The 12,038-nt window shown below is 75.1% G+C and carries 9 protein-coding genes and 1 pseudogene; 3 read left to right on the top strand and 7 right to left on the bottom strand.

What is annotated here, in order from left to right; all coding sequences use genetic code 11:
• Positions 1-35: 35 nt before the first annotated feature.
• The 3 genes from PP1_RS08655 to PP1_RS08645 form a co-directional block, all read right to left on the bottom strand.
• Positions 36-1,493, bottom strand: coding sequence for a glycosyltransferase family 39 protein (locus tag PP1_RS08655; protein ID WP_010241938.1), 1,458 nt, complete (start codon positions 1,491-1,493; stop codon positions 36-38).
• Positions 1,494-1,626: 133 nt separating this feature from the next.
• The gene (locus PP1_RS08650; protein ID WP_010241940.1) at positions 1,627-2,028 is read right to left on the bottom strand and encodes a DoxX family protein; all 402 of its coding nucleotides are present in this window, start codon (positions 2,026-2,028) and stop codon (positions 1,627-1,629) included.
• 59 nt (positions 2,029-2,087) lie between these two features.
• Positions 2,088-2,777, bottom strand: coding sequence for a DUF2848 domain-containing protein (locus PP1_RS08645; protein ID WP_010241941.1), 690 nt, complete (start codon positions 2,775-2,777; stop codon positions 2,088-2,090).
• Positions 2,778-2,892: 115 nt separating this feature from the next.
• On the opposite strand from PP1_RS08645, the gene PP1_RS08640 reads away from it, so the two are divergent.
• Positions 2,893-4,236: an MFS transporter gene (locus PP1_RS08640; protein ID WP_029240014.1), complete on the top strand. Its 1,344-nt coding sequence runs from the start codon at positions 2,893-2,895 to the stop codon at positions 4,234-4,236.
• Positions 4,237-4,243: 7 nt separating this feature from the next.
• Here the strand turns inward: PP1_RS08640 and PP1_RS08635 are convergent, their stop codons facing one another.
• Positions 4,244-4,885, bottom strand: coding sequence for a GntR family transcriptional regulator (locus tag PP1_RS08635; protein ID WP_010241944.1), 642 nt, complete (start codon positions 4,883-4,885; stop codon positions 4,244-4,246).
• Between the two features lie 65 nt (positions 4,886-4,950).
• Between PP1_RS08635 and PP1_RS08630 the strand changes: the two genes are divergently transcribed.
• Positions 4,951-5,742 (top strand): carbon-nitrogen hydrolase family protein, encoded by a 792-nt coding sequence (locus PP1_RS08630; protein WP_010241945.1) that lies wholly within the window; start codon positions 4,951-4,953, stop codon positions 5,740-5,742.
• Positions 5,743-5,921: 179 nt separating this feature from the next.
• Here PP1_RS08630 and PP1_RS08625 read toward each other — a convergent pair.
• The 3 genes and pseudogenes from PP1_RS08625 to PP1_RS08615 all read right to left on the bottom strand — a co-directional run.
• Positions 5,922-10,784, bottom strand: a pseudogene (locus PP1_RS08625) (ATP-dependent helicase); the annotation flags it as partial.
• Positions 10,785-10,844: 60 nt separating this feature from the next.
• Positions 10,845-11,345, bottom strand: coding sequence for a hypothetical protein (locus PP1_RS08620; RefSeq protein WP_010224794.1), 501 nt, complete (start codon positions 11,343-11,345; stop codon positions 10,845-10,847).
• Positions 11,346-11,441: 96 nt separating this feature from the next.
• Positions 11,442-11,603, bottom strand: coding sequence for a hypothetical protein (locus PP1_RS08615; protein ID WP_010224792.1), 162 nt, complete (start codon positions 11,601-11,603; stop codon positions 11,442-11,444).
• Between the two features lie 77 nt (positions 11,604-11,680).
• Between PP1_RS08615 and PP1_RS08610 the strand changes: the two genes are divergently transcribed.
• On the top strand, positions 11,681-11,875 hold the full coding sequence (locus tag PP1_RS08610) for a DUF3046 domain-containing protein (protein ID WP_029239204.1): 195 nt from the start codon (positions 11,681-11,683) through the stop codon (positions 11,873-11,875).
• Positions 11,876-12,038 lie beyond the last annotated feature (163 nt).

Raw genomic sequence — 12,038 nt, 5'->3', positions numbered from 1 at the left:
CGCCGACGCTACCCCCGCCGCAGGACGTGCGCCGCTCAGCTGACCTGCAGCGTGCGCAGCTCGGGCCACACCGCGGACCACGGCCGCCGCATCCCGTCGCCGACCCACACCCGGGTCCCGTCGCCGAGGTCGGCCGCCTGCCGCAGGACGACGCCGGTCGGCGCGAGCGTGGACGGGTCCTTGCCGAGGAAGACGACCGAGTCGTGGTCGTCCGGTGGTGGGGCGAAGTAGCCGTAGGCGCGGTTGCCGCCGTAGGCCTGCGGCAGCCCGGACTCCGAGCCGAAGGTGTCGACGTAGGACGAGTAGATGTAGGACTCCCCGTAGACGACGGTCCGCTCCCGCTGCTCGGGTGGGAGCGCGTCGTACACGCCCGCGACGGCGTCGGTGATCCGCTGCGGGATGTCGGGCGCGGTGAAGGCGGTGCTCAGACCGAACGTGGTCGCCGCCACCAGGACCGCCAGTACCCCGCCCGGCCAGGCGGCCCAGGACAGCCGCCGGTGGCCCGCCTCCCGGCGGTGCTGGAACCACACCGCGCCCACGGCCGCGATCGCGCCGTGGATCCCGTCCAGGTAGTAGGCGCGTCCGACGGTGACGGCGAAGAAGATCCACAGCAGTAGGAAGGCGAGGGTCAGGAACCGGTAGGGGCGCAACCGCGGGTCGGTGACGGTGCCCAGGACGCCCGCCACCAGCAGCACGGTCCCGGCCACGCCGGCGAACAGCACCATCAGGACGGCGTTGGGGACCGGCCCGCCGAACAGGACCGATTCGCCGGCGACGACCGCCCCCATCTCCAGCTGCGGCCATCCGCGGAGGGCCTGCCACACCAGCGTCGGGGTCGCGATCAGCGCCGCGATCACGGCGGCGGCCCAGAAGGCCGGCCTGCGCAACAGGTCCCGCGGCCCGGCGACGAGCACCGCCACGACGAGCACGACCGCGAACAGCATCACCTGGAACTTGGTCAGCGCGGCGAGCCCCAGCACCGGGCCCAGCACGAGCAGTAGCCGGTCGTCGCGGAGCCGCATCCACCGCACGAGGAGCCACACGATCACCAGCCACTGCACCGGCTCCAGGACGTACGGCGCGACGAAGTGCCCGGTCATCGTGACCCAGACGCCCGTGGCCTGGGCGAGTGCGGTGAGGGTCTGGGCGCGGCGGTCGCCACCCAGCTCCCGCGCGATCAGTGCCGCGACGACGACGGCCGCCGCGGTCGCCAGCGACGGCACCAGCCGCAGCACCCCGTTCACCCCGGGGGCGACGGCGTCGGCCAGCGCGGCGAGGGCGGGTGTGAGCGGCGGCTGGTCGGCCGAGCCCCAGTCCAGGTGGTGCCGCCCGATCGCGAGCATCAGCGACTCGTCGAAGTACAGCCCGCGCCCGAGCGCGCCGAGCACGAGGTGGTACACCCCGACGACGGCGGCGATCAGCCCCACCGGTGTGCGCGCGAACGACGGGACGGAGACGGACGGAGCGTCCCGGGCCGGTACGGACGTGGTCATGGAGCCCCCCTGAGCACGGCCGCGCGGTCGCCGGCCGCGGCCAGTAGATCCCGTGCGGGGGGTCCGGCGCTGCCCGAGATCGTGGACCGCGGGGGCGACTTTCGTCGATCGGCGCCCGACGTCGGTGGGGTCGCTAGCGGGTACGACCGGAGCGGGCGACCCGCAGGGCCCACAGCACGAGCGGCACCTGCAGCGGCAGTCGTCCCCAGGCGATCGCCCGGTACGTGGCCGGCTTGCGCCGCCAGCGCAGCGCCATCGACACGTTGGCCGGGAACACGGCGGTGAACAGTCCGGCCGCGGCCCAGCCGCCGGCGCGGCGGGTCCGCGGGTGGACGAGCGCCGCCGCCACCGCGCCCTCGGCGACCCCGGACACGTACGTCCAGGTCCGGGGCTCGCCGGGCAGGCTCTTCGGGACGATCGAGTCGAACGGCTCGGGCCGGGCGGCGTGCAGCACGGCGGCGGCGCCGAGCAGGCCGGCGAGGGCGAGGGCGGTGCGACGGTCACGCGGATCGTGCGCGGTCGGTCGGCGGATCATGACCGTGATCCTCGCAGCCGCCCGGGCCCCGGGCCGGTCGGGCGTCGTCCCCGCGGTGGTCAGCCGATCGGCTCCGGGAGCCGGTCGATCTCGTAGGCGGCCTCGATGGAGTCCCCGGTCGCGGGGTCGTGCAGCTCGACCCGCCAGGCGTCGGCGAACTGGTCGACGCCCTCGCGCATCTGGATCGTCCCGGACAGCACGACGGTGCCCGGGGCCAGCCAGCCGCGCTCGCGGAGCACGTCGAGCCAGTACTGCGGGGGCAGCAGCGCGGCGAGGGTGGCGTCCTGCACGAGCTCGGGCTCGGCGTCGCCGTGCCGCACCCAGGCACGCAGCCGGATGTCGTCGAGGCGGTCGGCGATCTCGGCGAGGCGCCAGGCGCGCCGACCGAGGACGTCCGGGCTCGCGTTCTTGCTCCACGCCACCCCGTGCACCTCGAGGGCCCGGTCGGTGTGGTCGCAGGCGACGGTGAGCAGCGGGTCGTCCACGTCGTCACCGACGACCAGGGCCCACTCGGCCTCGCCGGAGGTGCGGTCGTGCTGGGCGGGGACCCGGTCGGTCTGCGACGCCAGGTACGGCGAGACCGGGTAGAGCGCCGGGACCGCCGACGGCGCCGGGACGCCGAGCTCGGCGAGCTCCGCGACGTGCGCCGCGACCTCCTCCTGCGCGCGCCCGGCGTAGCCGGCGTTGAACACCCGCACGACGTCGGTCGAGCGGGTGCTGCCGTCGGGAAGGGTCAGGTCGAGCTGCACGGGACCTCCATGTGTCCGTCCGGTAACCGATGCGCGGAAGACTTGCGCACACACTGTGTATACAGCAAGTATTACGCCGGTCCAACCGCTTCGACCCGCAACCCCGGAGGCCGAGATGAGCTCACCGCCCGCCTCGTCGTCACAGGCGTCGACACCGCCGGTGGACCGGCGCGACCTGCGCAAGGCGTTCGTCGCCAGCCTCACCGGCACGTCGCTGGAGTGGTACGACTTCGCCGTCTACTCCGCGGCGGCCGCGCTCGTCTTCCCGGTGCTGTTCTTCCCGGCGGCCGACCCGCTGACCGGCCTCCTCCTCGCGTTCTCCACCTACGCGGTGGGGTACGTCTCCCGCCCCCTGGGTGGGGTGGTGTTCGGCAGGCTCGGCGACGTCATCGGGCGCAAGCAGGTCCTCGTCGCGACCCTGGTGCTGATCGGCGCCGCGACCTTCCTGATCGGCCTGCTCCCGACCTACGGCGCGATCGGCGTCGCCGCGCCGATCATCCTGGTGCTGCTGCGGTTCGCGCAGGGTGTCGGCGTCGGTGGGGAGTGGGGCGGCGCCGTGCTGCTCTCCAGCGAGTTCGGCGATCCGCGGCGGCGCGGGTTCTGGGCGTCGGCCGCGCAGATCGGGCCGCCGGCGGGCAACCTGCTGTCCAACGGCGTGCTCGCGCTGCTCACCGTGCTGCTGAGCGAACAGCAGTTCCTCGACTGGGGCTGGCGGCTGGCGTTCCTGCTCTCCGCGGTGCTCGTCGCGTTCGGTCTCTGGATCCGGCTGAAGCTCGAGGACACGCCGGTCTTCAAGGCGATCGCGGCGTCCGGCGAGCGGCCGGACGCGCCGGTCAAGGAGGTCTTCACGACCGAGGGGCGGCCGTTGCTGGCGGGCATCCTCAGCCGGATCGGACCGGACGTCACCTACGCGCTGTTCACCGTGTTCGTGCTGACCTGGGCGACCGGGCAGGCCGGGTTCTCCCGCTCCGAGGTGCTCGGCGCGATCCTCGTCGGCTCGGCGTTCCAGCTGCCGGCGATCCCGCTCGCCGGTGCGCTGAGCGACCGCGTCAACCGGCGCGTCGTCTACGCCGTCGCGGCAGCCGGCGGCATCGTCTGGCCGTTCGTGTTCTTCCCGATGATCGCCGGCGGGTCGTTCGGCCTGCTGGTGCTGGGCGTGACCGTCGGGCTGGCGCTGCACTCGTTCATGTACGGGCCGCAGGCGGCGTTCGTGACCGAGCAGTTCTCCCCGCGGCTGCGCTACACCGGCAGCTCGCTGGCCTACACGATCGCCGGCGTCGTCGGCGGGGCGATCGCGCCCCTCGCCTTCACCGCGCTCTCCGGCGGGCTCGGCGGGTGGCTCCCGGTGGCCTGCTACCTGGCCGTCGCCTGCGTGCTGACGCTGGTCGGTCTCGGGCTGGGACGCGACCCCGACCACGCCGAGGACGAGGCGTACCTCGTCGCGGGTGCGGCGTCCTGACGTGCTCTCAGGCCTGCAGCAGCACGCCCTCGGTGAGCCGGAGGTGCTCGGTGATCGCGGTCGTCGCGGCGTCGGTGTCGGCGGCGGCGAGTGCCTCGACGATCGCGTCGTGCTCGCTGCAGACGGCGCGCTGGCGGTCCGCCGACCGGAACAGCGCGCTCACCCCGGCCCGCCGCTGGCGCACCCGCAGGCTCGCGTAGGTGCGGGCGAGCAGGGCGTTGTCGGCGGCGTCGACGAGTACCTGGTGGAAGGTCATGTCCAGGTCGATGAACGCCGCGGGGTCGCCACCGGTGCTCGCCAGGGCGCGCTGCTCCTCGAGCACGGTGCGCATCGCCCCGAGCGGGACGGTCCCGGCCGCGATCGTCCCGGCCGCGGCGTGCCGCTCCAGGAGACCCCGCAGCTCCATCAGCTCGCGGACCTGCCGTCCGGTCATCGGCGGCACGTAGGCCCCGCGTCCGGGCAGCATCTCGACCAGCCCGTCGGCGACGAGCAGGAGCAGCGCCTCGCGGACCGGGGTCCGGGACACGCCGATCCGCCCCGCGAGTTCGACCTCGTTGAGGAAGGTGCCCTGGACGCCCGGGTCCGCGAGGACCGTCTCGCGCAGGTACAGCAGGGCGCGCTCGCGACCGGACTCCCTCGACAGCGGCATACACAATGTATACACGTCGGTACGGGCTCGCACGACGCCGCCCGACACACAGCGTAGGAGGACCGATGCGGATCGCGCTCGCCCAGATCGCCGCGACGACGGAACCGGAGCAGAACCTGGCCCTGATCGCCGACGGCGTCGCCGACGCGGCCGGGCGGGGAGCCGAGCTCGTCGTCTTCCCCGAGGCCACCCAGTGCCGCTTCGGTGTGCCGCTCGGCGGGATCGCCGAGCCGCTCGACGGACCGTGGGCGACCCGGGTCCGGGAGATCGCCGGGCGGGCCGGGGTCACGGTCGTCGCCGGGATGTTCACCCCCGCCGACGACGGCCGCGTGCGCAACACCCTGCTCGCCACCGGAGGCGGGGTGGAGGCCCACTACGACAAGATCCACCTGTTCGACGCCTTCGGGTTCGCCGAGTCCGACACCGTCGCGCCGGGGACCGACCCGGTGACGATCACCGTCGGCGGCGCCACCGTCGGGCTCGCGACCTGCTACGACCTGCGGTTCGCCGGCCTGTTCCAGAAGCTCGGCGACGCCGGGGCCGAGCTGGTCGTCGTCCCGGCCTCGTGGGGCGCCGGCCCGGGCAAGCAGGAGCAGTGGGACCTGCTGGTCCGTGCCCGGGCGCTGGACTCCACCGCGTTCGTGGCGGCCTGCGACCAGGCCGATCCGGCGTCGGTGGGGCACGACGTGCCCGCCGGAGTGCCGACCGGGATCGGGGCGAGCCTGGTGTCCGGGCCGACCGGCACGGCGCTCGACTCGCTCGGCGCCGGACCGGGGCTGCTGGTCACCGACGTCGACCTCTCCGAGGTCGGGCCGGTGCGGCGCGCCGTGCCGGTGCTGGTGAACCGGCGCTACTGAATCCCGGACCCGGGTCAGGCCCGCAGCCGCAGTCCCTTCGGGGTGACCCGGAACCCCGCCTCGGTGAGCACCTCGGACAGCTCCGACGCCAGCGAGTCCTGCCCGTCGGCCCGCTCGACGGCGAGCGACCCGAGCCAGCCCTCGTGCACCGCTCCGGCCAGTGCCTCGGCTCCGGCGCGCAGCTCGTCGTGCTCGGTGGTGAAGGAGAGCAGTGACCGGCCGCCCCGCTCGACGTAGAGCGCCGGTGCGCCGTCGACGAGGGTGACCAGGGCACCTGCCTTGCGACCGGGGCGGTGCCGGCTGTCGCCGATCGTGCCGGGCCAGGGGAGTGCCGCGCCGTAGGGCTGTGCCGGGTCGGCCGCGGCCAGCACGACCCGGGACAGCGAGCGCCAGGCGTCCCGCGGGGCACCCGCCGCGAACCCGGCGCCGGCGGACCGGCCGTCGAACTCGTCGTGCCGGCCCGCGCCGGCCCCCGGGAACATCCCGGGCCCGCGCAGGTCGTCGGGGATCTCGTCGCCGTCGTCGCCGGGCGCGGGTGCGTCGCGCTCGCGTCCCTCCGGCCGGTCTCCGTTGCTGTCGCTGTCGCTGTCGCTGTCGCTGTCGCCGCCGTCGCCGTCCGTCCGGGCGGGGCCGGACCGCTCCGGCGGCGGACCGTCGGGACCGGCGAGCGCGCGGACCCGGTCGATGGCTCCGGGCACCGCGAACTGGGCCGCGCCCAGCCCCTCGACGATGTAGCCGCGCCGGCACCGGCCGGACTCCTCCATCGCGCGGAGCACCTTGTAGACGCCGGCGAACCCGCCGCTCACCCGCTCGGTGCCGAGCGCGCCGCGGGTCAGGACCCCGTGGCGCTCCAGGAACGCCTCGGCCGCCGCGTGGGCCCGGCGCGTCGCGTCGGGCTCCCGGGGCACCGCGACCGACCAACGGCCGCCGACCGACGGCGGGCCCGTCCGGCTCGGCATCGACGGTCGTCCGGACCGCAGCTGCGCGTAGCGCCCGCGGGGTGCCCGGCGGGCCGTCCGGTGGGCCCCGCCCTGCCGCCCGGAACCGCCGCGCCGGGTGCCGCTGCCGGACAGCCGGGCCCGCAGCGGGCCGAGCGTGTCGTTCGTCAGCGCGCCGGCCCAGACCAGGTCCCAGACCGCGGCGACGACGTCGTCGTCGGACGGCGCCGGCTCGCCCTGCTCGGTCATCAGCATTCCCGCCCGGGTGGCGAGCTCGCGGAAGAACAGCGCACCCCCGCCCTGCTCGGCGGCGACCCCGGGATCGGTCAGGGCCGCCGGGTCGGTCAGTCCCAGGGCGGCGAGCAGCGCCGTGTGCAGGGGCGTCCCGGCGGTGTCGAGGTCCGGTGCCGGCAGCAGCAGGTCCGCGACGTCGGCCGGGGCGAGCGCCAGCCAGCCGTCCTGCCCGGCGAGGGCGCCGCACCCGGACCAGGTCACCTCGCCCGCCGCGGTCAGCTCGTCCAGCAGCGCGGGGGTGTACCCGGGCAGCCGGGCCGGCAGCACGAGCGACTCGACCGCGCTGGCCGGCAGCGGGGTCCCGGCGAGCTGCTCGACGACCCCGAGGACGTCCTCCGGGCCCGGCGCACGCCGCACCCGGCCGCGCCGCTCGCTCCCGGACCGCACCTGCACGCCCTGCCAGGCCGGCAGGAACCGGCCGAGCGCGCGCTGCTCGACCGGCTCGACCTCGTGCCGCAGCTTGGCGAGCGACGCCCGTCGCAGCCGCCGCAGCACCTCGGCGTCGCAGTACTCGGTCTCGGTACGGGCCCCCGCCGGGATCGCCGCCTGCGGTCGCAGCTCGCCCTTGACCAGCCGGCCGCTCCCGGTGAGCCGGTCCAGCACACCGGCCACGACCGCGACGCCCAGCCCGAACCGCGCCGCGCACTCCGCGGCGGTGAAGGGACCGTGCGTGCGCGCGTACCGGAGCACCAGGTCACCCAGCGGGTCCGTCACCGGCTCGGTGAAGGCCTCGGGCACCCCGACCGGCAGTGCCGTGCCGAGCGCGTCGCGGATGCGGCCGGCGTCCTCGATCGCGATGAACCGTTCCTCGCCGGCGATCCGCACCCGCAGCGCCCGCCGGTCCCGCTCCAGCCCGGCCAGCCAGGCGGGATCGACGCCGCGGGCCCGGCCGTCGGCCTCGGACAGGTCGCCGACGAACCGGAGCAGGTCGGCGGCGCCCTCCGCGTCGCGGGCGTGCCGGTCCGGGTCGGTGCGCTGCAGCAGCGCCTCGACCTCGGCCAGCACGTCGGGATCGAGCAGCTCGCGGATGGCCTCGGAGCCGAGCAGCTCGGAGAGCAGCGTCGAGTCCAGCGAGAGCGCGGCGGCCCGCCGCTCGGCGAGCGGGGCGTCGGCCTCGTAGAGGAACATCCCGACGTAGCCGAAGAGCAGGCTCCGGGCGAACGGCGACGGCTGCGAGGTCTCGACCTCGGCGACCTTCACCTTCCGCGAGCCGACGTCGCCCATCAGCTCCCGCAGGCCGGGCAGGTCGTAGACGTCCTGCACACACTCCCGCATCGCCTCGAGCGTGATCGGGAACTGCTCGAACTTGCCGGCCACGCTCAGCAGCTGCGCCGACCGCTGCCGCTGCTGCCACAGCGGGCTGCGCCGGCGCGGGTCGCGGCGGGGGAGCAGCAGCGCCCGCGCCGCGCACTCCCGGAACCGGGACGCGTACAGCGCCGAGTTACCCAGCTCGGCGACGACGATCTGCTCGATCTCACCCGGGTCGAGCAGCACGTCCTCCCCGCTCGGGACGACCTCGGAGCCGGAGTCGTCGACCGCGTCGGGCAGGCGCAGGACGATGCCGTCGTCGGCGCCCGACGCGCTCACCTCGACGCCGCGCCGCTCCCGCATCCGGGCGGCGATCGCGAGCGCCCACGGCCCGTTCACCTGGGCTCCGAACGGCGAGTGGACGACCAGACGCCAGTCACCGAGCTCGTCGCGGAACCGTTCGACCAGGATCGTCCGGTCGCTGGGGACGTGCCGGGTCGCCTCGCGCTGCTCGCGGAGGTAGGAGAGCAGGTTGTCGCAGGCCCACTCGTCGAGCCCGGCCGCGGTGGCGCGTTCGCGGGCGGCCTCCTCGGCGAGCCCGGACATCTCCCGCACGAAGGCCCCGACCGCGCGGCCCAGCTCGAGCGGCCTGCCGATCGACTCGCCCTTCCAGAACGGCATCCGGGCCGGTACCCCGGGCGCCGGAGTCACCACGACCCGGTCGTGCGTGATGTCCTCGACCCGCCACGACGACGTCCCGAGCAGGAAGGTGTCGCCGACCCGCGACTCGTAGACCATCTCCTCGTCGAGCTCGCCGACCCGCGACCCGGCGCCGTCGGCCCCGCCCGGGGTCATGACGGTGAACAGGCCGCGGTCCGGGATCGTGCCGCCGGAGGTGACCGCGAGCCGCTGCGCGCCGGGCCGGCCGCGCAGCTCGTCCGTCACCCGGTCCCAGGTGATCCGGGCGCGCAGCTCGCCGAACTCCTCCGACGGGTACCGGCCGGACAGCATGTCGAGCACCGAGTGCAGCGCCGAGTCGGGCAGCGCGGCGAAGGGCGCCGCCCGGCGGATCGTCGCGGCCAGGTCGGGCAGCGACCACGTCTCCATCGCCACCATCGCCACGATCTGCTGGGCGAGGACGTCGAGCGGGTTGCGGGGGTAGCGGGTCGACTCGATCGAGCCGGAGGTCATCCGCTCGGCGACGACGGCGCACGACACCAGGTCGCCCCGGTACTTCGGGAACACGACGCCCTCGGAGACCGCGCCGACCTGGTGGCCGGCCCGGCCGACCCGCTGCAGCCCGGACGCGACCGACGGCGGCGCCTCGACCTGGACGACCAGGTCGACCGCGCCCATGTCGATGCCCAGCTCGAGGCTGGACGTCGCGACCACGCAGGGCAGCACGCCGGACTTGAGCTCCTCCTCGACCAGGGTCCGCTGGTCGCGGGACATGGAACCGTGATGGGCCTTCGCCACGCTCGGCACCGCCCCGCCGCCGACCCCGGACTGGCCGACGGCCTCGGCCGGGAACGCGGTCGGCCCGCGCGGGTCGTCGAGCTCCGGCGACGTGCCGGGAGCGTCGGGGCCGGACTCCGCAGCCGCCTCGGCCTCGGCCTCCGCCTGCTCGGCGGCGAGCTCGTTGAGCCGCGACGTCAACCGCTCCGCGAGCCGCCGGGAGTTGGCGAACACGATCGTCGACCGGTGCTCGCGGACCAGGCCGAGCAGCCGTTCCTCGACGGCCGGCCAGATCGAGGGCTTCTGCGCGGTCCCCGCGGCCGACCCGACGACCTCCTCGTCGGTGCTGCCGGGGGAGGGCCGCTCGTCGAGCGCGGCGAGGTCCGGCACGGGGACCTGGACCTCGACCGTGAGCGTCTTCGGGGTGCTCGGCTGGACGACCTCGACCGGCCGGGCCCCGGACAGGAACGTCGACACCTCGTCCACCGGGCGCACGGTCGCCGAGAGCCCGATCCGCTGCGGGGAGCTCTCGGTGATCTCCTCCAGGCGCTCCAGCGACAGCGCGAGGTGCGCGCCGCGCTTGGTGCCCGCGACCGCGTGGACCTCGTCGAGGATCACCGTCGTGACCCCGCGCAGCGACTCGCGCGCGGCCGAGGTGAGCAGCAGGAACAGCGACTCCGGGGTGGTCACCAGCACGTCGGGCGGGGTCCGCTGGAACTGCCGCCGCTCGTCGGCGGGGGTGTCGCCGGTGCGCGTACCGACGGTGATGTCGGGGACCGGATCACCGAGCCGCTGTGCGGCCTGCCGGATGCCGGTGAGCGGCGACCGGAGGTTGCGCTGCACGTCGACGGCGAGCGCCTTCAGCGGCGAGACGTAGAGGACCCGGCACCGGCTGCGCGGCTCGTCCGGGACGGGCGTCGCCGCCAGCCGGTCCAGCGCCCAGAGGAACGCCGCGAGGGTCTTGCCCGACCCGGTCGGTGCGACGACGAGGGCGTTGCGCCCGTCCTGCGCGGCCGACCAGGCGCCCTCCTGGGCGGCGGTGGGCGCGGCGAACGCCCCCTCGAACCACTGGCGGGTGGCGGGGGAGAAGCCGTCGAGTGCGCTCACCCGACCATCATGGGGCCGGGCACCGACAATTACCCGGCGGACCGGGTCCCACCAGCGGCGTCAGCGGCGGGAGTCGGCCCGGGTGCGGGGCCAGATCTCCTCGGTGTCGTCGGCGGGGAACTCCGCGACGAGCCCGGCGACGGTCCAGACCATGGTCGGCAGGAAGTCCGGGCCCAGCGCGTCGACGTAGAGCGAGGTCTCCCGCGCGTTGTCCGGGTCGACGAGCGGGGTCACGGTGTAGCGGGCGCGGGCCGCGAACCGGCGGCCCATGTGCTGCTCGATCCACCCCAGGGCCCGCTCGGCGCGGTCCTCGGAGTCGGCGAGGGCGGTGCGTGCGGCGTCGTACCAGTCGGCGAGCACCAGGAACGCCAGCGACCAGCCCGGCGGGGTGGCGTCGTCGGGGAGCTCCTTGTCGACGGCGGTGAGCTGCCGGACGGCGAAGCGCGCGGGATCGGGCCCGGGCGCGGCGAGGGTCTCGCGCACGGCCCCCTCGAGGACGTCGGAGACGAGGCGGTAGGCGTCCTCGACCTCGGTCTCGCGGTCCTGCTCCGTGCGTGCCATCGGTCCCGGCCTCCTCGTCGTCCCCGCGGGCGTCCGCCCTCGTGTCCGGGGCGGGAGCCTAACGCCCGGGCGGCGCGTGCCCGGACCGGCCGCCGGTCAGCGCTTGCGCTGCTGGATCCACCAGCGCACCAGCACGACGAGGGCGGAGAGCAGCGCCAGCAGCGACACGATCTGCCAGGCGAGGGGGGATCCGATACCGGTCGTCGCGAGGACCTCGTCGGCGACGTCGACGGGCGCGGACGCCAGCAGTTCGGACATATTGCCCATCGTACCGCCGACCGGACGACCGTGGGTGCGGACCGCACGGAACGGTGACGGCGTCTACCCTCACGGCCGTGCGACTGAGCCACTTCCGCGAGCTGATGGAGGGCGAGTTCGGGCCGGTGCGGGCGGCGTCGCTGTCCCGGGACCACGTCTTCGCCGAGCTGGACGGTCAGACCGTCGAGCAGGCGATCGAGTCCGGCTTCGAGCTGCGCCGGATCTGGCGTGCCGTGTGCCAGGCCTACGAGGTGCCGGCCACCCGCCGCTGACGGGCGGCACCACCGCCACGACGCGTGACCGTTCGGCTCCCCGGAGCGTCCGGTCGGCGTGTCGGGTATCCGATCGAACGCGTGTTCGCCTATCGTTCGGGCCGGGATACGACGCTGCACGACCCGAGAAGTTGTCCACAGGTGCCGATCCGGCCACCGGAAC

The sequence above is a fragment of the Pseudonocardia sp. P1 genome (assembly GCF_000178675.2).
GTDB lineage: Bacteria > Actinomycetota > Actinomycetes > Mycobacteriales > Pseudonocardiaceae > Pseudonocardia.
The sequence above is the reverse complement of the archived record's forward strand: the minus strand, read 5'-3'. Positions and strand labels throughout refer to the sequence as shown.

Bases quoted from the DNA above. Each gene is read 5' to 3' on its own strand.
- PP1_RS08650 (WP_010241940.1), bottom strand. From the start codon at position 2,028: ATGATCCGCCGACCGACCGCGCACGATCCGCGTGACCGTCGCACCGCC.
- PP1_RS08620 (WP_010224794.1), bottom strand. From the start codon at position 11,345: ATGGCACGCACGGAGCAGGACCGCGAGACCGAGGTCGAGGACGCCTAC.
- PP1_RS08635 (WP_010241944.1), bottom strand. From the start codon at position 4,885: ATGCCGCTGTCGAGGGAGTCCGGTCGCGAGCGCGCCCTGCTGTACCTG.
- PP1_RS08640 (WP_029240014.1), top strand. From the start codon at position 2,893: ATGAGCTCACCGCCCGCCTCGTCGTCACAGGCGTCGACACCGCCGGTG.
- PP1_RS08615 (WP_010224792.1), bottom strand. From the start codon at position 11,603: ATGTCCGAACTGCTGGCGTCCGCGCCCGTCGACGTCGCCGACGAGGTC.
- PP1_RS08630 (WP_010241945.1), top strand. From the start codon at position 4,951: ATGCGGATCGCGCTCGCCCAGATCGCCGCGACGACGGAACCGGAGCAG.
- PP1_RS08655 (WP_010241938.1), bottom strand. From the start codon at position 1,493: ATGACCACGTCCGTACCGGCCCGGGACGCTCCGTCCGTCTCCGTCCCG.